The 23,690-nt window shown below is 73.2% G+C and carries 20 protein-coding genes; 10 read left to right on the top strand and 10 right to left on the bottom strand.

Annotated elements, in window-relative coordinates; all coding sequences use genetic code 11:
* Positions 1 to 63: 63 nt before the first annotated feature.
* The 4 genes from ACWDYF_RS06345 to ACWDYF_RS06360 all read left to right on the top strand — a co-directional run bounded on the left by ACWDYF_RS06345 (position 64) and on the right by ACWDYF_RS06360 (position 3,932).
* Entirely contained in the window at positions 64 to 1,008 is a 945-nt protein-coding gene (locus tag ACWDYF_RS06345; protein WP_018567487.1) for an RluA family pseudouridine synthase, read from the top strand.
* Positions 1,005 to 1,475: a GNAT family N-acetyltransferase gene (locus ACWDYF_RS06350; RefSeq protein WP_381743749.1), complete on the top strand. Its 471-nt coding sequence runs from the start codon at positions 1,005 to 1,007 to the stop codon at positions 1,473 to 1,475. The genes ACWDYF_RS06345 and ACWDYF_RS06350 overlap by 4 nt, the downstream gene beginning before the upstream one ends.
* Before the next feature lie 93 nt (positions 1,476 to 1,568).
* Positions 1,569 to 3,155: a Na+/H+ antiporter gene (locus ACWDYF_RS06355; protein ID WP_381743750.1), complete on the top strand. Its 1,587-nt coding sequence runs from the start codon at positions 1,569 to 1,571 to the stop codon at positions 3,153 to 3,155.
* Between the two features lie 36 nt (positions 3,156 to 3,191).
* Positions 3,192 to 3,932, top strand: coding sequence for an SDR family NAD(P)-dependent oxidoreductase (locus ACWDYF_RS06360; RefSeq protein WP_389466804.1), 741 nt, complete (start codon positions 3,192 to 3,194; stop codon positions 3,930 to 3,932).
* Between the two features lie 16 nt (positions 3,933 to 3,948).
* Here ACWDYF_RS06360 and ACWDYF_RS06365 read toward each other — a convergent pair whose 3' ends face one another.
* Positions 3,949 to 5,091 (bottom strand): mechanosensitive ion channel family protein, encoded by a 1,143-nt coding sequence (locus ACWDYF_RS06365; protein WP_389466802.1) that lies wholly within the window; start codon positions 5,089 to 5,091, stop codon positions 3,949 to 3,951.
* Positions 5,092 to 5,245: 154 nt separating this feature from the next.
* Between ACWDYF_RS06365 and ACWDYF_RS06370 the strand changes: the two genes are divergently transcribed.
* On the top strand, positions 5,246 to 5,818 hold the full coding sequence (locus ACWDYF_RS06370; RefSeq protein WP_389466799.1) for a dienelactone hydrolase family protein: 573 nt from the start codon (positions 5,246 to 5,248) through the stop codon (positions 5,816 to 5,818).
* Between the two features lie 18 nt (positions 5,819 to 5,836).
* Here the strand turns inward: ACWDYF_RS06370 and ACWDYF_RS06375 are convergent, their stop codons facing one another.
* The 4 genes from ACWDYF_RS06375 to ACWDYF_RS06390 form a co-directional block, all read right to left on the bottom strand.
* On the bottom strand, positions 5,837 to 7,522 hold the full coding sequence (locus ACWDYF_RS06375) for an alkaline phosphatase D family protein (protein ID WP_381743754.1): 1,686 nt from the start codon (positions 7,520 to 7,522) through the stop codon (positions 5,837 to 5,839).
* A 129-nt stretch (positions 7,523 to 7,651) separates the two neighbouring features.
* Positions 7,652 to 8,470, bottom strand: a complete 819-nt coding sequence (locus ACWDYF_RS06380) for a thioredoxin domain-containing protein (protein WP_018567494.1) — start codon at positions 8,468 to 8,470, stop codon at positions 7,652 to 7,654.
* A 90-nt stretch (positions 8,471 to 8,560) separates the two neighbouring features.
* A complete protein-coding gene (locus tag ACWDYF_RS06385; protein ID WP_381743756.1) occupies positions 8,561 to 9,277 on the bottom strand; it encodes a hypothetical protein in 717 nt (238 codons plus the stop codon).
* Positions 9,278 to 9,346: 69 nt separating this feature from the next.
* Entirely contained in the window at positions 9,347 to 10,696 is a 1,350-nt protein-coding gene (locus ACWDYF_RS06390; RefSeq protein ID WP_381743757.1) for a DUF2252 domain-containing protein, read from the bottom strand.
* Between the two features lie 245 nt (positions 10,697 to 10,941).
* Between ACWDYF_RS06390 and dnaE the strand changes: the two genes are divergently transcribed.
* Positions 10,942 to 14,481, top strand: a complete 3,540-nt coding sequence (dnaE, locus tag ACWDYF_RS06395; RefSeq protein WP_389466793.1) for a DNA polymerase III subunit alpha — start codon at positions 10,942 to 10,944, stop codon at positions 14,479 to 14,481.
* A 99-nt stretch (positions 14,482 to 14,580) separates the two neighbouring features.
* On the opposite strand, the gene ACWDYF_RS06400 is transcribed toward dnaE, so the two are convergent.
* Positions 14,581 to 14,754 (bottom strand): hypothetical protein, encoded by a 174-nt coding sequence (locus ACWDYF_RS06400; RefSeq protein WP_381743759.1) that lies wholly within the window; start codon positions 14,752 to 14,754, stop codon positions 14,581 to 14,583.
* Between the two features lie 236 nt (positions 14,755 to 14,990).
* On the opposite strand from ACWDYF_RS06400, the gene ACWDYF_RS06405 reads away from it, so the two are divergent.
* The 4 genes from ACWDYF_RS06405 (at position 14,991) to ACWDYF_RS06420 (ending at position 19,032) form a co-directional block, all read left to right on the top strand.
* Positions 14,991 to 16,211: an NYN domain-containing protein gene (locus tag ACWDYF_RS06405; RefSeq protein ID WP_389466790.1), complete on the top strand. Its 1,221-nt coding sequence runs from the start codon at positions 14,991 to 14,993 to the stop codon at positions 16,209 to 16,211.
* A 128-nt stretch (positions 16,212 to 16,339) separates the two neighbouring features.
* Positions 16,340 to 17,314, top strand: coding sequence for an ABC transporter ATP-binding protein (locus ACWDYF_RS06410; protein ID WP_064532503.1), 975 nt, complete (start codon positions 16,340 to 16,342; stop codon positions 17,312 to 17,314).
* A 49-nt stretch (positions 17,315 to 17,363) separates the two neighbouring features.
* Positions 17,364 to 18,194, top strand: coding sequence for an ABC transporter permease (locus ACWDYF_RS06415; protein ID WP_381743761.1), 831 nt, complete (start codon positions 17,364 to 17,366; stop codon positions 18,192 to 18,194).
* 34 nt (positions 18,195 to 18,228) lie between these two features.
* The gene (locus ACWDYF_RS06420) at positions 18,229 to 19,032 is read left to right on the top strand and encodes a DUF2567 domain-containing protein (protein ID WP_389466787.1); all 804 of its coding nucleotides are present in this window, start codon (positions 18,229 to 18,231) and stop codon (positions 19,030 to 19,032) included.
* Positions 19,033 to 19,454: 422 nt separating this feature from the next.
* On the opposite strand, the gene ybaK is transcribed toward ACWDYF_RS06420, so the two are convergent.
* The 4 genes from ybaK to ACWDYF_RS06440 all read right to left on the bottom strand — a co-directional run bounded on the left by ybaK (position 19,455) and on the right by ACWDYF_RS06440 (position 23,613).
* Complete coding sequence (ybaK, locus tag ACWDYF_RS06425) at positions 19,455 to 19,955, bottom strand: Cys-tRNA(Pro) deacylase (protein ID WP_018567506.1); 501 nt, start codon at positions 19,953 to 19,955, stop codon at positions 19,455 to 19,457.
* A gap of 59 nt (positions 19,956 to 20,014) precedes the next feature.
* Positions 20,015 to 20,755, bottom strand: a complete 741-nt coding sequence (locus ACWDYF_RS06430; RefSeq protein ID WP_381743764.1) for an LON peptidase substrate-binding domain-containing protein — start codon at positions 20,753 to 20,755, stop codon at positions 20,015 to 20,017.
* Between the two features lie 11 nt (positions 20,756 to 20,766).
* The gene (locus ACWDYF_RS06435; protein WP_389466783.1) at positions 20,767 to 21,816 is read right to left on the bottom strand and encodes a hypothetical protein; all 1,050 of its coding nucleotides are present in this window, start codon (positions 21,814 to 21,816) and stop codon (positions 20,767 to 20,769) included.
* A 213-nt stretch (positions 21,817 to 22,029) separates the two neighbouring features.
* Positions 22,030 to 23,613 (bottom strand): oxidoreductase, encoded by a 1,584-nt coding sequence (locus ACWDYF_RS06440; RefSeq protein ID WP_389466780.1) that lies wholly within the window; start codon positions 23,611 to 23,613, stop codon positions 22,030 to 22,032.
* Between the last annotated feature and the right edge of the window lie 77 nt (positions 23,614 to 23,690).

Raw genomic sequence — 23,690 nt, forward strand, 5'->3', positions numbered from 1 at the left:
GGGGAGGCCCCGGCGGACGCCCGCGCGTGCGGCGTTGTCCGGCCCGTCCGGCATACTCGACGGGTGAGCACCCTTCCCGAGATCCGTACCCTGCCCGTGCCCGACGGCCTGGAGGGCGAGCGTGTCGACGCCGCCATCTCCCGCATGTTCGGCTTCTCCCGTACGAAGGCGGCCGAGCTGGCCGCGGCGGGCAAGGTGCTGGTCGACGGCACGGCGGTCGGCAAGTCCGAGCGGGTGAGCGGCGGCGCCTGGCTGGAGGTCGAGATGCCGCAGGCCCCCGCGCCCGTGCAGATCGTCGCCGAGCCCGTGGAGGGCATGGAGATCGTCCACGACGACGACGACGTCGTCGTGATCGTCAAGCCGGTCGGCGTCGCGGCGCACCCCAGCCCCGGCTGGACCGGCCCCACGGTCATCGGCGGGCTCGCCGCCGCCGGGTACCGCATCTCGACCTCGGGCGCCGCCGAGCGCCAGGGCATCGTGCACCGCCTGGACGTCGGCACCTCCGGCCTGATGGTGGTCGCCAAGTCCGAGTACGCGTACACCTCGCTCAAGCGCCAGTTCAAGGAGCGCACGGTCGACAAGCGCTACCACACCCTGGTCCAGGGCCACCCCGACCCGACCAGCGGCACCATCGACGCCCCCATCGGACGCCACCCGAACCACGACTACAAGTGGGCCGTCACCGCCGAGGGCAAGCCGTCCGTCACGCACTACGACCTCATCGAGGCCTTCCGCGCCGCCTCCCTGCTCGACGTGAAGCTGGAGACCGGCCGCACCCACCAGATCCGCGTCCACATGGCCGCCCACCGCCACCCCTGCGTCGGCGACCTCACCTACGGCGCCGACCCCACCCTGGCCAAGCGGCTGAAGCTGACCCGGCAGTGGCTGCACGCGGTGCGGCTCGGCTTCGAGCACCCCGGCGACGGCCACTGGGCGGAGTTCGCCAGCGACTACCCGGCCGACCTCCAGCAGGCCCTGGACCAGGTCCGCGAGGAGACCTACGCGTGACCCGGACCGCGTACCGGACCCGGGTGGCCGCCGGCGCCGCCGACCGCGAGGCGTGCTTCGCGGTGCGCCGGGAGGTCTTCGTCACCGAGCAGGGCGTCCCCGAGGACCTGGAGTACGACGAGCTGGACGCCGTGGCGGTGCATGTGCTCGCCGTCCGCGACGACGGCACCCCGCTCGGCACCGGACGGCTGCTGCACGGCGCGGCGGCGGCCGGCCGCACCGGCGGCGACCCGGCCGTCGGCTCGCTGGGCCGCCTCGCCGTCACCGCCGCCGCCCGGGGCCTCGGCGTCGGCGCGGCCCTGGTGCGCGCCCTGGAGGACGCGGCCCGCGCGCACGGCCTGACCGCCATGGACCTGCACGCGCAGACCCACGCCCTCGGCTTCTACGAGCGGCTGGGCTACACGGCCCACGGCCCCGAATTCCCGGACGCCGGCATTCCGCACCGGGCCATGCGGCGCACCCTGTAGCCGCGGCCAGGCGGTTCCCAGCAGGCCGACGCGGCGGACGGCATGGCACGCTGGAGGCTGCCGTGTGACCGTCCGACCCCCGGAGCGCCGAGCGTGGATCAGCTGGCCCTGTTGTTCGTCGTCCTGCTCGGGGCCGTGATCAGCGTCCCCGTCGGAGACCGGCTCGGGCTGCCCGCCCCGGTGCTCATGACGCTCCTCGGGATCGTCCTGGCGGTCCTGAACTTCGTGCCGAACGTCGACATCCCGCCCGACCTGATCCTGCCCGCGCTGCTGCCGCCGCTGCTCTACGCCGCCGTACGGCGCACCTCCTGGCGGCAGTTCGCGGCGAACAGACGTCCGATCTTCCTGCTGGCCGTGGCCCTGGTGTTCGTCACCACCCTGTGCGTCGCGGTGGTCGCCCACACCATCGTGCCGGGGCTGCCGCTGGCCGCCGCGGTGGCGCTCGGCGCGCTGGTCGCGCCGCCCGACCCGGTCGCGGCGACCGCGGTGGCCGGACAGCTCGGGCTGCCCCGCCGCCTGGTGTCGATCCTGGAGGGCGAGGGCCTGTTCAACGACGTCACCGCCATCGTGCTCTACCACGTCGCGATCGCCGCCGCCGTCAGCGGCGAGTTCTCCGCCTGGCAGGCCGGACTCGACCTGGTGCTGTCCGCGGTGGTCGCCGTGATCATCGGCGTGGCCCTCGGCTGGGGCGCCAACAAACTGCTCGACCTGCTGGGGGACGCCACCCTCCAGATCGGCCTGACGCTCCTGGTGCCGTACGCCTCCTACGTGCTGGCCGAGGAACTGCACGGCTCCGGCGTCCTCGCCGTGCTCACCACCGCGCTGTTCCTGGCCGAGTACGCCTACGGGGCCGACGACGTGATGAGCCGGCTGGCCGGACACACCGTCTGGGACGTCGTCGACACCCTCGTCACCGGAGTCGCCTTCGGACTGATCGGCCTGGAACTGCACAACGCGATCCGCACCGCGTCCGGCCGCTGGCTGGAACTGCTCGGCTGGGCCGGGGTGGTCGTGGGCGTCGTGATCCTGGTCCGGCTGCTGTGGCTGCTGCCCGCGACCTGGCTCACCCAGCGCCTGCACGCCCGGCGGGACTACGACGAGGACATCCCGACGAGCTGGCGGGAGACCGTCGTCATGTGGTGGGCGGGGATGCGTGGGGTGGCCTCGGTGGCGCTGGCCCTGGCCATCCCGCTCAAGACGGACAGCGGCGCGCCCTTCCCCGACCGCGACGAGATCGTCTTCATCGCCTTCGGCGTGATCATGGTGACGCTCGTGCTCCAGGGGCTCACCCTGCCGTGGCTGGTCAAGCGGCTCGGGGTGCGCGCCGACACCGAGCGCGAGAAGGAGTTCGAGAAGGAACTGGCGGTGCGGGCGGCGCGCGCGGCCAAGCGGCGGCTGAAGGAGATCGAGTCGGTCGAGGACCTGCCCGACGAGGTCTCCGAGCAGATGCTGCGGCGCGCCTTCGAGATCGGCCTGCGGATCAACCCGCAGATCGGCGACGAGGAGCGCCGCGAGGCCCAGGAGCACCGGGTGCGCAGGATCAAGCGGCTGCGCAGGATCCAGGCCGAGATGCTGAGCGCCGCCCGGCACGAGGTGCTCGCCGCCCGCAGCGAGCCGGGCGCCGACCCGGAGATCGTGGACCGGGTGCTGCGCCACCTCGACGTGCGCAGCCTGCGCTGACCCGTCGGCGGCCGGGCAGGTCCTAGTCTCGGTGGCATGACACGCAACGTAGTGATCAGCGGTGGTGGTACGGGCATCGGGCTGGCCGCGGCGCGGGCGTTCGCCGCCGACGGGGACCGCGTCCTGCTGCTCGGACGACGCGAGCAGGTGCTGCGCGAGGCGCGGGTGCCGGGGGCGCTCGTCCGCGCGGCCGACCTCACGGACGTGGACGACGTACGGCAGACCGTCCGCTTCGTGGCCGAGGAGATGGGCGCCGTGGACGTGCTCGTGCACAGCGCGGGCGGCTCCGGGCTGCTGGAGCAGCGGCCGGAGCGGGACGACCCGCTGGAACGGATCGCCGACGACTGGTCGCTCAACTTCCGGCTCAACACGCTGACCGCCGTGCTGCTCACCGAGGCCCTCAGGCACCGGCTGGCCGAGCCCGGCGGGCGGGTGCTGTTCCTCAGCTCCATCGCCGCCTACCGGGGCTCGGGCAGCGGTGCCTACGGCGCGGCCAAGGCGGCCCTGCACCCCTACGCCCACGATCTGGCCCGCCAGTTGGGCCCGCACGGCATCACGGTGAACGTGGTCGCCCCCGGCTACATCGAGGACACCGGATTCTTCGGCGACGCGATGGACGACGAGCGCCGCGCCCGGCTCGTCGGCGAGACCTCGACCGGCCGCGCCGGCACCCCCGGCGATGTCGCCGCCACCCTGCACTGGCTGGCCTCCCCGGCCGCCGCGCACGTCACCTCGCAGATCGTCCAGGTCAACGGCGGCGCCGAGCGCGGCCACTGAACGCCCGGCGGCCCCGTCAGCCGCGCCCGGCGCGGGACGCGTCCACGCCGGTGCGCGTCCCGTCCGGACCGGCGACGGGCACCGCCCGGTCCCCGTGCCCGTCCCCGGCGGCGCGGTCCCGCGACGGCACCGCCTCGCCGGTGTTGACGCGGGGCAGCGCGTACGGGTGCTCCTCGCACAGCCACCGGAGCATCTGCTCGCGCACCGCGACCCGTACCGTCCAGATGTCGTCGGCGTCCTTCGCCGTCACCAGCGCCCGCACCTGGACGGTGGTGGGCGTGGTGTCCGTGATCTGCACGTTGCAGGCGCGGCCGTCCCAGGCCGGGCAGGTGCGCAGGATGTCGCGCAGCTTGTCGCGCATCGCCTCCAGCGGCGCGGAGTGGTCGAGGTGCCAGAACACGGTGCCGGTCATCTGCGGGGTGCCGCGTGACCAGTTCTCGAACGGGTTGGACGTGAAGTAGGAGACCGGCATGGTGATCCGGCGCTCGTCCCAGGTCCGTACGGTCAGGAAGGTCAGCGTGATCTCGTCGACGGTGCCCCACTCGCCGTTGACGACGACGGTGTCGCCGATGCGCACCATGTCGCCGAAGGCGATCTGGAGCCCGGCGAACATGTTGCTCAGCGTGGACTGCGCGGCGACACCGGCGACGATGCCGAGGATCCCGGCCGAGGCCAGCAGCGAGGCACCGGCCGCGCGCATCGCCGGGAAGGTCAGCAGCATCGAGGCGGCGGCCACCACGATGACGACCGCGGTGACCACCCGCATGATCAGCTCGACCTGGGTGCGCACCCGGCGCACCCGGGCCGGGTCCCGCTGGGCGCGGGAGCTGGCGTAGCGGGAGTACGAGGTCTCGACGACGGCCGCCGCGATCCGGACGGCCAGCCAGGCGGCGGACCCGATCAGCACCAGGGTCAGCGTGCGGCCGATGCCGCCGCGGTGCTCCTGGAGGAGTTCGGCGCGGTCGTAGGAGCCTCTGAGCAGGGCGGAGCACAGGACGAGCTGGTAGGGCACGCGGGCCCGGCGCAGCAGTCCCCACAGCGGTGTCTCGTGGTGCCGTTCGTCGGCCTTGCGCAGCAGCAGGTCGGTGGCCCAGCCGATGAGCAGGGTGAGGACGACCGAGCCGCCGATCACGGTCAGCGGGCGGAGTGCGTCTTCCATGCCTGCGAACGTAACCGGGGGCGGCCGGGGACGAACATGTGTCTTCCGGCGGTTCGTGGGTAGGGCCGGGCCCGTGTGGCGAGGCCCACGCAGGACGTTCACATCCGGGCGGGTGCGCTCGGGCGTTGTCGTACCCGGCTGGCACCATGGCCTCATGAACATCATGCTCTTCCACTCGACCTACGGCCTCACCCCCGCGGTGCGGCAGGCCGCCGACCGGCTGCGCGCCGCCGGGCACGAGGTGTGGACGCCCGATCTCTTCGCGGGCCGTACGTTCGACTCGGTCGAGGAGGGCATGGCCTTCAAGGACGAGACCGGCAAGGACGAGCTGCTCAGACGGGCCGTGCTGGCCGCCGCCCCCTACTCGGAACGCGGCCTGGTCTACGCCGGGTTCTCCTTCGGCGCCTCCGTCGCGCAGACCCTCGCCCTCGGCGACGACAAGGCCCGCGGCCTGCTGCTCCTGCACGGCACGTCCGACATCGCGCCGGGCGCCCGGGCTGACGAGCTGCCCGTCCAGCTGCATGTGGCCGAGCCGGACCCGTTCGAGACGGACGACTGGCTGAGCGCCTGGTACCTCCAGATGGGCCGCACCGGCGCCGACGTCGAGATCTACCGGTACGCGGGGGCCGGCCACCTCTACACCGACCCGGACCTGCCGGACTACGACGCGGAGGCCGCCGAGGCCACCTGGCGGGTGGCGCTCGGCTTCCTCGACAGCCTCGGCTGAGCCGGCGGCAGAGAGGCTTCAGACGCGGTCGTAGGTCCGCTCGATCTTCTGGGTGCCGCTGCGGGTGCGGTAGGAGCGGGCCCAGGAGGAGGTCGCGTCCGCCCGGGTGCGGTCGGAGACGACGTAGTAGTCCATCTGCGCGCGCTCGGCGGTGATGTCCAGGACGCCGTAGCCGTGGCGGTCGGTGTCGACCCAGTGGACGTGCCGGTTGGCGGCCCGGATCACCGGCGCGGCCAGGGCCGAGACGGTGCCCTCGGGGACCTTGACCATGTCGTCGAGGTTGTCGGAGGTCAGCGAGGTGACCACGAACTCGGTCGCGGCCGACGGGGACAGCGGGTAGGTCCCGGCGTCCACCGGCACGTCGTTGGCCCACGCCATGTGGATGTCCCCGGTCAGGAAGACGGTGTTGCGGATGGCGTTGCCCCGCAGATGGCCGAGGAGTTCGCGGCGGTCGGCGGTGTAGCCGTCCCACTGGTCGGTGTTGATCGCCAGGCCCTCCTGGGGCAGCCCCAGCAGCTTCGCGAGCGGCTTCAGCAGGTCCGCCGAGAGCGCGCCGACGACGAACGGGGAGATCATCACCGAGTTGCCGACCAGCCGCCAGGTGGTGTCCGAGGCCGTCAGACCCGCCTTGAGCCAGTCCAGTTGGGCGCGGCCGGTGAGGGTGCGGTCCGGGTCGTCGACCGATCCCGAGCCGGTGGACGCCTGTTGCGAGCGGAAGGAGCGCAGGTCGAGCAGGGACAGATCGGCGAGCTTGCCGAAGCGCAGCCGCCGGTAGGTGGTGCCCGCGATCGCCGGGCGCACCGGCATCCACTCGAAGTAGGCGCGCTTGGCGGCGGCCTGGCGGTCGCTCCAGGCCCCCTCGGCGCCCTCGGTGTGGTTGACCGCGCCGCCCGACCAGGCGTTGTCGGCGAACTCGTGGTCGTCCCAGATCGCGATGACCGGCGCCCGGTGGTGCAGTGCCTGGAGGTCGGGGTCGGTCTTGTGGCGGGCGTGCCGGATCCGGTAGTCGGCGAGCGTGAGGATCTCGTGCGCCGGTTCGTGCGGGCGCACCACCGTGCCCCGGGCCGCGTACTCGCCCGACTTGTACTCGTAGATGTAGTCGCCCAGGTGCAGCCAGGCGTCCAGGTCGCCGCGGTCGGCGAGGTGGCGGTAGGCGGCGAAGCGGCCGGCCTCCCAGTTGGCGCAGGAGACCACGCCGAAGCGCAGGCCGGACACGGCGGCGTCGTGGGCGGGCGCGGTGCGGGTGCGGGCCACGGGCGAGTCGGTGCCGCCGGCCGAGAAGCGGAACCAGTAGTCGGTGGCGGGCCGCAGGCCGCGGATGTCGGCCTTGACGGTGTGGTCCGAGGCCGCGCTCGCGACGGTGGAGCCGCGGGCGACGACGGTGGTGAACGCCCGGTCGGTGGCGACCGCCCAGCTCACCTCGGTGTCGGGCCCGGCTCCGGAGCCCGGCAGGGCCTCCGGGACCGGGGTCACCCGGGTCCACAGCAGGACGCCGTCGGGCAGCGGGTCGCCGGAGGCCACCCCGTGCAGGAAGGCGGGCGCCCCGGTCGCGGCGCGCGCGGGCAGCGCGGCGGCGAGCGGCGCGGCCAGGGCGGCACCGGCCGCGGCGGCCTTGACGACCGTACGGCGGCGCGGGCCCGGCGCGGGGCCGTCGGCGCGAGGAGGGGTCTGGGCAGGGTCGGACGCTCTGTGTCGGCTGGTCACGGCCGATCACATTACTGACCGGTACGCGCAAAGAGCGGGCGAACAGGGAAAGTTCGCCCGCTCTTCAGCGGGGATTGGCGCAGGGCCGTGCGAACCGGGACGGATCCGGCGCGCACCGGCCCGGCCGGGTCAGCCCTTCAGCGCGGCGCCGACCACCGAGTCGAAGTCCTCCACCGTCATCGGCGCGTTGTCCGAGCCGGGGGTGGTGAGCTTCTTGCCGTTCATGACCAGGCTCGGGGTGCCCTTCACGTCGTCCTTGTTGTCGTCGAAGGACTTCGACATGGCCATGGCCCAGGCGTCGTAGGTGCCGTTCTTCACGGCGGTCTGGAACTTGGCGTTGCCCTTGAGCGCCGAGACGGTGTCGGCGATCTGGATGAGGTACGAGTCGTTCTTGAGCTTGTCGTCGTTCTCGTCCGGGTGCCACTTGGCGGAGTAGAGCGCCGTCTTGTACTCCAGGAACGCCTCGGGGCTGACGTTGAGCGCGGCACCGAGGGCGCTCAGCGCGTTCTTGGAGCCCTCGCCCTGGTCGTGGTCGTCGAGGAAGGTGCCCGAGATGAACTGCATCTTGAACTTGCCGTCGTCGATGTCCTTCTTCAGGGTCGCGCCGACGGTCTGCTCGAACTGCGCGCAGACCGGGCAGCGCGGGTCCTCGTAGACCTTGAGGGTCTTGGCGGCGGTGCTCTTGCCGAAGACGACCGTCGTGCCGTCCTTGCCCGAGGTGTTGGCGGGCGCGACGACCTTCTCGTCCTTCACGGCCTCCCAGTGGCCGGGCTTGTTGGCCTGGACGACGGCGTAGCCGATGCCGCCCGCCGCGGCCAGCACCGCGACGACCGAGACGCCGACGATGACCTGCCGCCTGACCTTGGCCCGCTTCGCCTCGCGCTCGCGCTCGACGCGCAGCCGCTCCCGGGCCGCCGTCTTCGCCGACTGGCTGTTCCGCTTGCTCATGGTGGTGTTCTCCCTGTGGGCCGCGCAGCCTGGTGCGCGGATGTACGTGTGACGTGGTGGGGACCGGTCGGTCCGGACCGGCGCCGCCGCTCAGCCGAGGGCGAGGGCGTGCCGGTGGGCGCGGGCGGCCGGGCGCGGCGGACCACGTCGTCCCAGGGAGTGGACGAGGAGGCGGGCGCGCAGGGCGGTGCGGTGCGGCGCGGGACGCGTCGGGCGCCGCACCGTGCCGCGCCGGCGGACCGTGACCGCGGCGACCGCGAGCAGCAGCGGTCGGAAGGTGGTCGCGGCCATCGCGCGCAGCAGCTGGGCCAGCGCCCGCTCGCCGCGGCGCAGCCAGCCCGCCGCGAGCAGGCCCACGGCGACGTGCGCGGCCAGCAGCAGCCAGGCGGTCGCCGGGTCGGCGTGCGCGAGCAGCAGCGCGAGCCGGTCGGTGTCGGCGCCGGTCATCCGGGCCAGCGGCGTGCCGACATGGGTGTTGCTGCCGCACAGCACGTCCCAGCCGACCGAGCGCAGCGGACCGGCGAGCGGGCCGCCCGCGCTGCCGTAGCAGACCTGCTGGCCGGTGGTGAAGACGGTGTCGGCGGCCAGTTCCAGCGGGACCAGCAGGGCGGCGATCCGGCCGAAGCCGCGCTCGCGGCCCGCCAGGGCGTAGGCGAGGACGAACACGGCGCCCGCGACGGCGGCCACCGTGTTCAGCGGCAGCGGGACCTGGGACAGCAGGATGTGCGACGCGGTGCTGAGCGTCACGACCACAGCCGTGAACAGCGCCGCGCGCACGGCTCTGAGTCGGGTCCCGGATATGTCCATAGCAGAAGGAGAGTGTGGCACGTCCGCCGGTAAGGCGCCCCTAAAGGGTCCCTGTGAGCGTCCCTGTCGTCACAGACCCGGAATACGACCGTTGCGGAACAGGTCGACGAAGATCCGGTGGTCCTCGCGCGCGCGGGCCGCGTAGGTGTGCGCGAAGTCCGTCAGCATCGGGGCGAAGCCCTCCTCGTCGGCCGCGATGGCGGCGTCGATGGCCCGCTCGGTGGAGAACGGCACCAGGGACTCGCCGGACTGGTCGTCGGCCGCCGCGTGCATGGCGGCGGTGGCGCGGCCGAGGTCGGCGACGACCTGCGCGATCTCCTCCGGGTCGTCGATGTCGCCCCAGTCCAGGTCGACGGCGTACGGCGAGACCTCGGCGACGAGCTGCCCCGCGCCGTCCAGCTCGGTCCAGCCCAGCCACGGGTCGGCGTGCGCCTGGAGGGCGCGCTGGGAGATCACCGTGCGGTGGCCCTCGTGCGCGAAGTAGCCGCGGATCGCCCGGTCGGTCACATGCCGCGAGACGGCGGGGGTCTGGGCCTGCTTGATGTAGATCACGACGTCGTTCTCCAGGGCGTCGCTGTTGCCCTCCAGCAGGATGTTGTACGAGGGCAGCCCGGCCGAGCCGATGCCGATGCCCCGGCGCCCCACGACGTCCTTGACGCGGTAGGAGTCCGGGCGGGCCAGGGACGACTCCGGGAGGGTCTCCAGATAGCCGTCGAAGGCGGCGAGCACCTTGTAGCGGGTGGCCGCGTCCAGCTCGACGGAGCCGCCGCCGGGCGCGAAGCGGCGCTCGAAGTCGCGGATCTCGGTCATCGACTCCAGCAGGCCGAACCGGGTCAGCGAGCGGGCGTCGCGCAGCGCGTCCAGGAGCGGGCCCTCGGCGGTGTCCAGGGTGAAGGGCGGCACCTCGTCGCTCTTGGCGCCGGTGGCCAGGGCGTGCACCCGCTCGCGGTAGGCGTGTGCGTAGACGCTCACCAGTTCGGTGATCTGCCGGTCGCCGAGCGCCTTGGCGTACCCCACCAGGGCGACGGAGGCGGCGAAGCGCTTGACGTCCCAGGTGAACGGGCCGACGTAGGCCTCGTCGAAGTCGTTGACGTTGAAGATCAGCCGACCGTTCGAGTCCATGTACGTGCCGAAGTTCTCCGCGTGCAGGTCGCCGTGGATCCACACGCGCGAGGTGCGCTCGTCCAGATACGGTCCGGCGGCGGCCCGCGCGCCGTCGCCGCCGGGGCTCTGGGCGGCCAGGTCGTGGTAGAAGAGGCACGCCGTGCCCCGGTAGAACGCGAAGGCGGAGGCCGCCATCTTGCGGAACTTCACACGGAACGCGGCCGGGTCGGCGGCCAGCAGTTCGCCGAAGGCGGTGTCGAAGACGGAGAGGATCTCCTCGCCGCGCTGCTCGTCGCTGAGCTGGGGGACCGACATCGCGGGTGCCTCCTGGTACGGGTGGTGCGTGACATGGGCGGATCACGGCAAGCCGGGGCGGGGCCGGGCCGCCCCGGCCCCGCGACTTCTCCCGATCAACGTCCGTCGCCGCGGAGGAGTGCCCGGTTCCCCGCCGAAGGTACGCCCGGCCGGACTCCGGGTGTCAGTGCCGGGGCATAGACTTCGACGCTGTCCCCCAGACTGTCCGCAGCCCGTCGCCGAGAGCTCTCCCAGGAGGCCGCACCGTGTCGAAGCCGCCGTTCACGCACCTGCACGTCCACACCCAGTACTCGATGCTGGACGGTGCCGCGCGGCTGAAGGACATGTTCGACGCGTGCAACGAGATGGGCATGTCGCACATCGCCATGTCCGACCACGGCAACCTCCACGGGGCGTACGACTTCTTCCACACCGCGCAGAAGGCCGGGGTCACCCCGATCATCGGCATCGAGGCGTATGTGGCGCCCGAGTCCCGGCGCAACAAGCGCAAGGTCCGCTGGGGCCAGCCGCACCAGAAGCGCGACGACGTCTCCGGTTCCGGTGGTTACACCCACAAGACGATGTGGGCGGTGGACCGCACGGGCCTGCACAACCTCTTCCGGCTCTCCTCCGACGCCTATGCCGAGGGCTGGCTCCAGAAGTGGCCCCGCATGGACAAGGAGACCATCGCGCAGTGGTCCCAGGGCATCGTCGCCTCCACCGGCTGCCCCTCGGGCGAGGTGCAGACCCGGCTGCGTCTGGGGCAGGACGAGGAGGCGCTGAAGGCCGCCGCCGACTACCAGGACATCTTCGGCAAGGACCGGTACTTCCTGGAGCTGATGGACCACGGCATCGACATCGAGCACCGGGTCCGCGAGGGCCTGCTGGAGATCGGCAAGAAGCTCGGCATCCCGCCGCTGGTCACCAACGACTCGCACTACACGTACGCGCACGAGGCCGGTGCGCACGACGCCCTGCTGTGCATCCAGACCGGCAAGAACCTCTCCGACCCCGACCGCTTCAAGTTCGACGGCACCGGCTACTACCTGAAGTCCACGGACGAGATGTACGCCATCGACTCCTCGGACGCCTGGCAGCAGGGCTGCGCCAACACGCTCCTGGTGGCCGAGATGGTCGACACCACGGGCATGTTCGAGAAGCGCGACCTGATGCCGAAGTTCGACATCCCCGAGGGCTTCACCGAGGTCACCTGGTTCAAGGAGGAGGTCCGGCGCGGCATGGAGCGCCGCTTCCCCGGCGGCATCCCCGAGGACCGCCAGAAGCAGGTCGACTACGAGATGGACGTCATCATCTCGATGGGCTTCCCGGGCTACTTCCTCGTGGTCGCCGACTTCATCATGTGGGCGAAGAACAACGGCATCGCGGTCGGCCCCGGCCGGGGCTCGGCGGCCGGTTCCATCGTCGCCTACGCCATGGGCATCACCGACCTCGACCCGATCCCGCACGGTCTGATCTTCGAGCGGTTCCTCAACCCCGAGCGCATCTCCATGCCCGACGTCGACATCGACTTCGACGAGCGCAGGCGCGTGGAGGTCATCCGGTACGTCACGGAGAAGTACGGCGCCGACAAGGTCGCCATGATCGGTACGTACGGCAAGATCAAGGCCAAGAACGCGATCAAGGACTCCGCGCGCGTGCTGGGCTACCCGTACGCGATGGGCGACCGCATCACCAAGGCGATGCCGGCCGATGTCCTGGGCAAGGGCATCGATCTGAACGGCATCACGGACTCCTCGCACCCGCGGTACTCGGAGGCCGGCGAGGTCCGCGCGATGTACGAGAACGAGCCGGATGTGAAGAAGGTCATCGACACCGCGAAGGGCGTCGAGGGCCTGGTGCGGCAGATGGGCGTGCACGCCGCCGGTGTGATCATGTCCAGCGAGACCATCACCGAGCACGTCCCGGTCTGGGTGAGGCACACCGACGGGGTGACCATCACACAGTGGGACTATCCGAGCTGTGAGTCGCTCGGCCTGCTGAAGATGGACTTCCTGGGCCTGCGCAACCTGACGATCATGGACGACGCCGTCAAGATGGTGAAGTCCAACAAGGGGATCGACATCGATCTCCTGGCGCTGCCGCTGGACGACCCGACGACCTTCGACCTGCTCCAGCGCGGCGACACCCTGGGCGTCTTCCAGTTCGACGGCGGGCCGATGCGCTCCCTGCTGCGGCTGATGAAGCCGGACAACTTCGAGGACATCTCCGCCGTCTCGGCGCTGTACCGGCCCGGTCCGATGGGCATGGACTCGCACACCAACTACGCGCTGCGCAAGAACGGCCTCCAGGAGATCACCCCGATCCACAAGGAGCTGGAGGAACCGCTCGAAGAGGTCCTGGCCGTCACCTACGGCCTGATCGTCTACCAGGAGCAGGTGCAGAAGGCCGCGCAGATCATCGCGGGGTACTCGCTCGGCGAGGCCGACATCCTGCGCCGGGTGATGGGCAAGAAGAAGCCCGACGAGCTGGCGAAGAACTTCACCATCTTCCAGGCCGGAGCGAAGAAGAACGGCTACAGCGACGAGGCGATCCAGGCGCTGTGGGACGTGCTGGTGCCCTTCGCCGGGTACGCGTTCAACAAGGCGCACTCGGCCGCGTACGGGCTGGTGTCGTACTGGACCGCCTATCTGAAGGCCAACCATCCGGCCGAGTACATGGCGGCCCTGCTGACCTCGGTCAAGGACGACAAGGACAAGTCGGCGGTCTACCTCAACGAGTGCCGGCGCATGGGCATCAAGGTGCTCCCGCCCAACGTCAACGAGTCCGAGGCGAACTTCGCCGCCCAGGGCGACGACGTGATCCTCTTCGGCCTCTCCGCCGTCCGCAACGTCGGCACCAACGTGGTGGAGTCGATCATCCGGAGCCGCAAGGCCAAGGGGAAGTACTCCTCCTTCCCCGACTACCTCGACAAGGTCGAGGCGGTGGTCTGCAACAAGCGCACCACCGAGTCGCTGATCAAGGCCGGCGCCTTCGACGAGATGGGCCACACCCGCAAGGGCCTCACCGCGCAGTACGAGCCGATGATCGACAACGTGGTCGCGGTCAAACGCAAGGAGGCCGAGGGGCAGTTCGACCTCTTCGGCGGGATGGGCGACGAGCCCAGCGGCGAACCCGGCTTCGGGCTGGACGTGGAGTTCACCACCGATGAGTGGGACAAGACGTATCTGCTCGCCCAGGAGCGGGAGATGCTCGGCCTCTATGTCTCCGACCACCCCCTGTTCGGCCTGGAACACGTCCTCTCCGACAAGGCCGACGCGGGCATCTCCCAGCTCACCGGCGGCGAGCACGCCGACGGCGCGGTCGTCACCATCGGCGGCATCATCTCCGGCCTCCAGCGCAAGATGACCAAGCAGGGCAACGCCTGGGCCATCGCCACCGTCGAGGACCTGGCCGGTTCCATCGAGTGCATGTTCTTCCCGGCCACCTACCAGCTCGTCTCCACCCAACTCGTCGAGGACGCGGTGGTGTTCGTCAAGGGGCGCCTCGACAAGCGCGAGGACGTGCCGCGGCTGGTCGCCATGGAGCTCCAGGTCCCCGACCTGTCCAACGCGGGCGCCAACGCACCCGTGGTGCTGACCATCCCGGCCACCCGGATCACCCCGCCCATGGTCAGCCGCCTCGGCGAGATCCTCACCCACCACCGGGGCGACAGCGAGGTCCGGATCAAGCTCCAGGGCCCGTCCAAGACGACCGTGCTGCGCCTCGACCGGCACCGGGTCAAGCCCGACCCCGCCCTCTTCGGCGATCTGAAGGTCCTGCTCGGCCCGTCCTGCCTGGCGGGCTGAGCCCGGCGGCCCGGCCGACGACGACGAGGGGCGTTCCCGTGTGCAGCGGGTACGCCCCTCGCGGCTGCCAGGGCCCGGTCAACGGCCCTCGCGCCGGTCTCAGTTGTGGCCGAAGCGCTTCTGGCGGCCCTTGCGGGCCACCTCGGTCGGACTCAGCTGCGGCGCGTGGTGCTCGGACTGCGGTTCCGACACCGAGTGCTCCGACTCCCGCGGGCCGCCCGCGCTCACGGACGCCTTCTGCTTGCCGCGGTCCTGCTTGCGGTTCTTGGCCATGGTGATCAGCCTCCTGAAGGGGGTCTAGGGGCCAGGGCCGCGACCAGATTCACATATGGCGACAATGAACGCATGTCGGATAATTACCGTATGTAACAAGGGGCATCGGACCGCGGTCCCCCGAAACGCCACGCCGAAGATCGAGTTCGGGCCGTTAACCCCGTCGTGGTCGGGCAGACTCGAAACAAGCCCGAAGCACCTCCCTGAGCAACCTCCCCGGAAAGAGGGTGGATCGCGTGGACCGCTGCATCGTCCTGGTGGACGCCGGGTATCTGCTGGGGGCCGCCGCGAGCCTCCTCGCCGGTGAGCCGTCGCGGTCCCGGATCACGGTCGACCATGCCGCCCTGATCCAGGGGCTGCGCGAGCAGGCCGAGTCGGAGACCGAGCGCCCGCTGCTGCGCATCTACTGGTTCGACGGCGCCCCCGACCGCGTCCCGCAGCCCGAGCACCGCAGGCTGCGCGTGATGCCCCGGGTGACCGTCCGGCTCGGCGCGCTCACCCGCAGCGACGGACGCTGGGCGCAGAAGGGCGTGGACGCCGCCATGCACGCCGAGCTGACCGAACTGGCCCGCAACCGCGCCTGCTCGGACGTGGTCCTGGTCACCGGCGACGGCGACCTGCTGCCCGGCATGATGGCCGCCAAGGAGCACGGCGTCGCCGTCCACCTGTGGGCCGTACAGGCCGCCGACGGCGACTACAACCAGTCCGAGGACCTGGTCGCCGAGGCGGACGAGCGCCGGGTCCTGGACCGCACCTGGATCACCAAGGCGGTCCGCGCCAAGGAGGCGGGCGGCGTGTGCGCCCCGCCGCCGGTGCCCCGGCCCGAGATCGCCGCGATCCTCTCCGCGCCGCTGCCCGAGTCCGGCCTCTCCGCCTCCCGCGAGCGCCCCGCCGAGCGCCCGCGCCATCCGGCCGACGCCGGTGACCGCGCCGCCGCCGAGGAGCGGCTGCCCGCGGCCAAGGGCGTCCCCACCCCCAAGGACCTCGCCGCCCTGCGCGCCCCCGGTGCCCAGGGCGGCGACCGGCAGCCGGCCACCGCGACCCTGCGCTGGTCCTCCGACAAGGGCTGGGTGGACCGCCCCGGCACGGCCACCGAACCGCCCGAGGCCGCCTCCATGCCCACCCTCGCCCAGCTCACCACGGCCGAGCAGCGCTGGGCGGACCGCGAGGAGGACATCACGACCGTCGGCGGCGACCCGTACGAAGTCGGACAGGTGTTCGCCCGCCGCTGGGTGGAGCGCCTCGGCGACCAGGTCCATCTCCAGAAGCTGTCGTCGATGTACCCGCGGGTGCCGCACCGCGTCGACGGCGAGCTGCTGCGCTACGCCGCCCGGTTCGGGCTGCTCGCCCACAAGGACGACCAGATCGACGAGCACGACCGGTATGCCATCCGGGCCGGGTTCTGGCGCGAGATCGACGTCCGGACGGACGCCGAGCACGTCCCGGCGGGCGACTGACCCGGGCCCCGGGGCCCCGCGGGAACCGGGAGAGGCCGCCCCAAGGACGAGTAAAGCCCGCGGACCCCGTAGTCTCGTCCCTTGTGAGTACGCGCGCGGCACCCGGACTTCGGCACACGGACGACGTCGTGTGCGCGGTGCGCGGACTGACCAAGACCTATCCCGCCGCCCGGGGCCGCCGCGGCACCCCGGCCACCCCCGAGGTGCGGGCCACCGACGACATCGGGCTCCAGGTGCGGCGCGGCGAGATCTTCGGGCTGCTCGGCCCGAACGGCGCCGGAAAGTCCACCTTGGTGCGGCAGCTCACCGGGCTGATGCGCCCCGACAGCGGCAGCGTGGAGATCCTCGGCCACGACATCGTGGCGCACCCCGAGCGGGCCGCCCGCGTCCTCGCCTACCTCGGCCAGGAGTCCACCGCCCTGGACGAGCTGACCGTCTCGCTCGCCGCCGAGACCACCGGCCGGCTGCGCGGCCTGGACGTCCGGCGGGCGCGGGCCGAGCGGGACGCCGTCCTCGGCGAGCTGGGCCTCACCCCGATCGCCGGGCGCCCGCTCAAGAAGCTCTCCGGCGGCCAGCGCCGTCTGGCCTGCTTCGCCGCCGCGCTGGTCGGCGAGCGCCCGCTGCTCGTGCTCGACGAACCCACCACCGGCATGGACCCGGTGGCGCGGCGCGCGGTGTGGTCCGCCGTGGACCGGCGCCGCGCCGAGCACGGCACGACCGTGCTGCTGGTCACCCACAACGTCATCGAGGCCGAGACCGTCCTCGACCGGGTCGCCGTCCTGGACCGGGGGCGGGTCATCGCCTGCGACACCCCGGCCGGCCTCAAGGAACGGGTCTCCGGAGAGGTGCGGGTCGAACTGGTGTGGCGCGAGCGCGCCCCGCTGGAGGTCCCGGAGGTCGCGGCCCTCCAGGACCGGGCCGCCCGCTCGGGGCGCCGCTGGACGCTGCGGCTCGCGCCCGAGGAGGCCCGCGCCGTCGTCGCCACGGTCACCGGCGGAGCCGCCTTCGCCGCCCTGGACGACTTCACCCTCACCACGCCCAGCCTGGAGGACGTCTACCTGGCGCTGGGCGGCGCCGCCCGGCAGGGGCTGGTCAAGGCATGACCGGGCCGGACCACGCCGCGGAGCGGAAAGCGATAAGGAGCAGTTCCACGTGAGTGTCGTATCCGCCGATGTGCCGGCCGCCGTGCCGGCCGCGCAGGACACCGGCCCCGCGCGGCGGGTGGCGGTCGCCGAGCTCGCGCCGCGGGCCCGGCTGTGGCCCTCCCTCGCGGCCGTCTACCGGGCCCAGCTGTCCCGGGCGCGGGTGGCCAGGATCCCGCTGCTGTTCGTGGCGACCTTCCAGTCCGTCGGCATCATGGTCATGATGCGGGGCGTGGTCAGCGGCGGCGGCGAGGCCCGGTCGGTGGTGGCGGGCGCGTCGATCGTCGTCGTCGCCTATGTCGCGCTCAACCTGCTCGCGCAGTACTTCGGCCAGCTGCGCGCCAGCGGCGGGCTCGACCACTACGCGACGCTGCCGGTGCCGCCCGCGGCCGTGGTGCTCGGCGCGGCGGCGGCGTACGCGTCCTTCACGGTGCCGGGGACCCTGGTGACGGCGGTGTTCGGATGCGCGCTGTTCGGGCTGCCGCTGGGCAACCTGTGGGTGCTCGTGGCGGTGATCCCGCTCGCGGGCGCGGCCCTCTCCGGGGTCGGCGCCGCCTGCGGGCTGCTCGCGGCCCGCCAGGAACTGGCCACGCTGCTGGGGCAGTTGGGCATGTCGGCGGCGTTGCTGCTCGGTGTGCTGCCGCCCGAGCGGATGCCGGAGCTGATCCGGCTCGCGCGCGCCCTGCTGCCGTCGACCTACGGCGTGGAGGCGTACACCCGCAGCTTCGCCGACCATCCCGACTGGGCGTGGGTCGGCATCGACATGGCCGTGTGCGCCGGGGTCGGCGTGATCTCGCTGGCCGTGGCGACCTGGGCCTACCGCCGGGCGGCCGTCCGGTGACGCGGCCCACAGAGTCACCTGGCACGATGACAGGGTGAGCGCTCCGTTGACTCCCCCCACGCCGCCGAACCGGCGGCCCGCCCCGTCGTCTCCGTCGTCCCCGTCCGGCGAGGCCGCCGGGCCCCCGGCGCCGCAGCCGTCCGGGCCCGCGCCGCAGGACGGGCCGAGCGCCGAGGAGCAGGAGTACGCGCGCACCTGGCGGGCACCGGGGAGCGGAGCGGGGACGGAGGGCTCGTTGTACGCACAGGACGGCCCCGGGATACGGGCCGAGCTGCGGGAGGCCGCCGTGGTCACGGTGGCCGTGGCGCTCGGCGGCGTACTGCTGGGCCTGCTGTGGCTGTGGCTGGCCCCGCGGGTGCCCCTGGTCGGGACCGTCACCCAGAACAGCTGGGCCGTCTACCTCAAGGACGTCGAGGGCGAACAGGCGATCGGCGTCGACGGAACGTTCACGCTGCTCGCCGTCGGGCTCGGTGTGCTGAGCGCCGCGGTCGTCTTCCTGCTGCGCAGGCGCGGGGGAGTGCCCCTGGTGGTGGCCCTCTGTCTCGGCGGGCTCCTCGGCTCGCTGCTCGCCTGGCGGCTCGGCGTGTGGCTCGGCCCGCAGCAGGACATCGTCGCGCACGCCAGGGCCGTGGGTCAGGGCAAGACCTTCTCGGCCCCGCTCCGCCTCGGCGCCAAGGGCGCCCTGCTGGCCTGGCCGCTGGCCGCGCTGGTGGTGCATCTGGCGGTGACGGCCCTGTTCGGCCCGCGCGACCCCGACCCGTACGCGCAGACACCGGCCCAGGGCCCGGCCGGTGATCCGGCGCAGGGCCCGCAGGAGAGCACTCCGCCGACGCCGTAGCCGGTCCGCCAGTTCGTCCGGCCGACCGTCCGTCCGACCGGCCGTCCGCCCCCGGTCCGGTGCCGGTACCGCCGGTGCCACCGCAGCCGCCCCGCTGGACGGCCGGACCCCAGGCGGGCTCGGCGGAGCCGGGCCGGTGCCCCCGGCGCCGCATTCGCCGTAGCCGCCCACCGGACTGCTGGCACCGGCCGGTGCCGCACCGGCACCCCGGTCGCCCCGGTGGACGGCCGGACCTCGGGCCGCCTCTGCGGAGCCGGGAGCAGGTGCGGCGGGACCGGGAGCCGGGACGGCGGTTCGCGGTCCGGCCCTGCGTTCGTGCCGGAGCGCCTCCCCGGAGTCACCTGCCGGGCGGCCGGGCCCGGCTCATCGAAGCAGGGCAGGGAGCAGTGCCCGAAGCGGGGCAGGGGGCGGGGGAGCGGTGGTCAGGGGCGGCCGATCGGGGCCAGGACCGCCCCGGTCAGGCGGGACAGGTCCGCCGGGGCGAGTTCGACCTCCAGGCCGCGCCGCCCGGCCGAGACGCAGATCGTGCCGTGGGCCGTGGCCGAGGCGTCCAGGACGGTGGGCAGCCGCTTGCGCTGGCCCAGCGGGCTGATGCCGCCGCGGACATAGCCCGTGGTGCGCTCCGCGAGGGCCGGGTCGGCCATCGCCGCGCGCTTGCCGCCGACCGCCGACGCCAGGGCCTTCAGATCGAGCGAGCCCGCGACCGGCACCACGGCCACCGTCAGCGCGCCGTCGACATCCGCGACCAGCGTCTTGAACACCCGCTCCGGCGAGACCCCCATCGCCTCGGCGGCCTCCTCGCCGTAGGAGGGGTGGGCGGGATCGTGGTCGTAGGAGTGCACGGTGTGGGCCACGCCCGCCGCGGTCAGCGCCACCGTCGCGGGCGTCCCGCCCGCCTGCTGCTTCTTCGCCTTCTTCGCCATCGGGCGCTGCTCTTTCTGCTCGGCCTGCTCGGCGTGCCGTGTCGTGCCGTGTCTCGGTGTCAGTTGAAGCTGGTCGGACCGCGGGTCAGCTCCGGGGCCGGGAGCGACGGCAGGCTGCGGATGATCGACGTCTCCGAGCGCAGCAGCCGCAGCTCGTCGCGCAGCCGCGAGGAGGTGTCCGGGGCCTGGAGCAGCCGCTGCCGGGTCGGGGTGTCCAGCACCATGGCCGCCGCCACCAGGTACGACACCACGCTCGGCTCGTCCGGGAGTTCCGCGCCCGTGGCCAGGGACCGCTCGCGCGCCCCGGCCAGCCGCTTCTGGTACTGCCGGAAGGACCGCAGCACCCCCTCGGCCAGGGCGCCCGCCTCGTCGCCCGGCTCCTCGGGCAGCTCCTCCAGCTCGGCGGTGAGGAAGGGCCCCGAGGCGTCCACCGACAGCAGCCGCACCCGGGTGGTGCCGGTGGCCAGCACCTCGAAGCTGCCGTCGGCGCGCTCCCGTATCGTCGCCGCGTCCGCCACGCAGCCCACGCCGTGGAACGCCTTGGCGGGGTCGGGCCCGAAGCCGGCCGTGGGGCCGCGCTCGGGCACGGCGGTCGGATCCGGCAGGCCGGGGGCGCTGGGCGCCACCTCGTGGCCGTCGCGGATCGCCACGACGGCGAACCGGCGCGGCTCGTCCTCGGGAGTCTTGAGCAGGGTGCGCAGCATGGCGCGGTAGCGCTCCTCGAACACGTTCAGAGGCAGCACCAGTCCCGGGAACAGCACCGAGTTCAGGGGGAAGAGCGGAAGCCGGACGGTGGTCACGGCGCAAAAGCCTAATGGTCCCGCGATCCGGCCCGTCCGCCGCGCCCGGTTCCGGCGCCGCCCGGGGCGCCCGGCAGGGGCATCGAGCGGACGTCGGCGCGCAGTTCCAGGAACAGCCCGAGCGGATCGTCGGACACCCGGTCCCAGGGGAAGGAGGTGGCGTAGGGGCCGATGAGCCGCAACTGCGCCAGCGCGTCCCGGTGGCGGCCGAGCCGGACCAGGACGTACGTCAGCAGATTGCGCAGTTCCGCCGGTGCGGGCGCCGCCGCCGGGAGCAGCGCGGACAGCGCGATCGCCCGGTCCGCCGCCGCGTCCAGCCGGGCCCGCCCCACCTCGGCCCCGCGCCCGGCGGCCAGGCAGGCGAGGGCGGCCCGGAGCGGCAGACCCTGCACCAGGGCGTGCGCGGGGGCGTCCTGGGCCGCCCGGTCGGCGAAGTCGAAGCACTCGCGCCGCGCGCCGTGCGGGCCGTGGGCGGCCAGATAGCGCAGGGCGGCCACATGGCAGCCGTGGTGGTGCGGGGCGCGGCGCACGGCCGCCTCCCACAGCTCGCCGAAGTACCGGTGCCCGGCACGGCTGCCGCGCGCGTGGTCGAGGGCGACCCGCCAGGGCACCGGGTCCCGGTCGTCGGCGCGGGCCGCGGCGGTGATCAGCGGGCTGACCTCGCGCAGCAGATCGGCGCGGGCCGGTGAGGGCCAGGCGCGGTCCACCGCGAGCTGGGCGGCGACCAGCAGCGCGTCCGGGTCGTCGGGAGCGGCGGCGCCCCAAACGTCCAGCCACTCGCCGCGCGAGCGCGCGAACGCGGCCAGGTGACGCGCGTAGCGGTCGCGGTCCTCCCACTCGGCGCGCTCCCGGGTACCGGCGAGCAGCGCGGCGGCGGGCCCGTGCGAGCCGCGGGCGGCGGCGACCAGGGCCGGGCCGAGGCGTTCGTCGGGCGCGTCGAGGAGCACCTCGTCGTCGGCGGGCAGTCCGGTGGCGGGGGCGGCCCCGGCGGTGGGGCGCCCGCTTCGCGGCATCCGGGTGGGGCGGATGAAGGGGGGCAGCAGAGCCATGGTGTCGACCATTGAAAGACGCAGGTCGCGGACGCGCCAGAGGGTTGGGGGAAGCCGGTGAAAGTTGTACGGCGGCCGGTCAAGGTCGGGTAAAGAGGTGACTGTTCATCAGGTGTCCGGGCGCCGTCCGGACGTCCGGGCGGCGGCGTGCGCACCGGCGTGCGCGGGCCTGCGACGGGGGCGTACGGCGGGGGCGTACGGCCGGGTGGGGCGCCCCGGGCGGGCTCAGCTGCGGCGCAGCAGCCGGGTCGCGCCCGCGGCCACCGTGGTGGCCAGGGTCCAGCCCGCCATGACCATCGCCGCCGCCAGCCACTGCCAGCCGCCGCTGAGCTGCCACTGGCTGACCTGGCCGAAGTCCACGACCGGGAGCAGCAGGTCGAGCGCGTACAGCGCCGGGTTCCACGGCGGGTGGTCGCCCGCCCCGGCCCCGGCCGCGGGCCGCCCCGCGTGCGCGAAGGCGAGCGAGCCCGCCGCCCACAGCACCGCCATCCACACCGCGGCCCGGCCGGGCCGGTAGCCGTAGGCCACGGTCCCGTCCTGCACATAGCCCCAGAGCCTGGCCGCGGGCGGCAGCGTCTCGCGGCGGCGGCGGTGCTTGGCGAGCAGCACCTCGCGCGCGTCCTCGTCCTCCCCGGCCTCGCGCAGCACCGCGGCCAGCCGCTCGTACGGCTCCGGGTTGTACTCGGCGGTCGCCGCCGCCACCCAGCCGAGGCGCTCGGCCAGCGGGAACGGGCCGCGCGGCACGAGGTTCTCGTAGACGAAGCCGCCCATGTGCAGACAGCCGGGTCCCGGCCAGCCGGCCGCCCGGTCGACGAGGGTGGAGATCCGCGCCCCGGACAGCACCACCTGGCCGCGCGGCAGCCGCTCCCCGAGGAAGCGCAGCTCGGGCGCCTGCACCCGGCGCAGCGACAGCGCCTGCTCGTCGGTGAGGGCGAACCGGGCGCCCTCCAGGTCGACGGCCTCGCCGAAGCGCCCGTCGTCCAGCCGCACCCCGCCCTGGCACTCGAAGTGCTGGATCCGCGTCCCGCGCGCCGGGGTGACCCCGCTCAGCAGCGGGGAGCCGAGGGCGGCCGGGGTCAGGTACAGGGTGCGCCCGACCGTCAGCTGCGGCGCGTTCAGCGCGAAGCGGGTGTACGGACCGGCCAGCCGGGCGCCGCGCAGGCTCAGCGAGGCGCCTATCTTCGCGCTGCGCAGGCTCACCTCGCCGTGCGCCTGGAGCATCTCGGCCTGGAGGTCCTGGCCGACGGTGAGCCCGTCGGCGGCGATCGACCGCCCGACGCGGTCGTGGTGCACGCTGGCCTGGTTGAGCAGCAGGTCCGTGCCGATGCGCGCGTCGGTGAGCCGGACACCGGCCAGGAAGCGGCAGCGGGGCAGGTGCAGATCGCCCTCGGTGTGCACCCGCGCCGCCTCCAGGCGCGGCACCGCGCAGTCCACCAGGCGCACGGTGGTGAAGCGGGCCTCGGGCAGCAGCACCTCGTTCTCGAAGCGGCAGCCCATCATCTCGACGTAGGGCACCACCGTGCCCCCGGCCAGGTCCAGCGTGCCGGTGATGCGCAGTCCGGTCAGCTTCAGGGACGAGACACGCCCGGCGAGCGCGGGCGGTCCGTCCAGCAGCAGCCAGCAGACCACCCGGGCGCGGACGCTCCGCTGCGGCCCCCACGGGTGCAGTCCGTGCGGATCGTCCACCGCCGCGTCGCCGCCGCGCAGGTCGTACACGCTGCCGTTGCGGAAGGCCTGCCACATCCCGGCCTCGACGTCGGTCAGGTCGTCCGGCAGGTCCCCGGCACGGCCGCCGGTCCCCTCGGTCACGTTTCTTCCCTTCTTTCCCTGCTACCCGTGAGTTCTGTCGTTTTGTACAACCGGTGATGCCCGTTGTGTGACGGTCT

The organism is Streptomyces sp. NPDC003284, assembly GCF_053589675.1.

Coding starts and splice junctions, on each gene's coding strand:
- ACWDYF_RS06360 (WP_389466804.1), top strand. CDS start 3,192: ATGACACGCAACGTAGTGATCAGCGGTGGTGGTACGGGCATCGGGCTG.
- ACWDYF_RS06365 (WP_389466802.1), bottom strand. CDS start 5,091: ATGGAAGACGCACTCCGCCCGCTGACCGTGATCGGCGGCTCGGTCGTC.
- ACWDYF_RS06370 (WP_389466799.1), top strand. CDS start 5,246: ATGAACATCATGCTCTTCCACTCGACCTACGGCCTCACCCCCGCGGTG.
- ACWDYF_RS06380 (WP_018567494.1), bottom strand. CDS start 8,470: ATGAGCAAGCGGAACAGCCAGTCGGCGAAGACGGCGGCCCGGGAGCGG.
- ACWDYF_RS06385 (WP_381743756.1), bottom strand. CDS start 9,277: ATGGACATATCCGGGACCCGACTCAGAGCCGTGCGCGCGGCGCTGTTC.
- ACWDYF_RS06390 (WP_381743757.1), bottom strand. CDS start 10,696: ATGTCGGTCCCCCAGCTCAGCGACGAGCAGCGCGGCGAGGAGATCCTC.
- ACWDYF_RS06400 (WP_381743759.1), bottom strand. CDS start 14,754: ATGGCCAAGAACCGCAAGCAGGACCGCGGCAAGCAGAAGGCGTCCGTG.
- ybaK (WP_018567506.1), bottom strand. CDS start 19,955: ATGGCGAAGAAGGCGAAGAAGCAGCAGGCGGGCGGGACGCCCGCGACG.
- ACWDYF_RS06435 (WP_389466783.1), bottom strand. CDS start 21,816: ATGGTCGACACCATGGCTCTGCTGCCCCCCTTCATCCGCCCCACCCGG.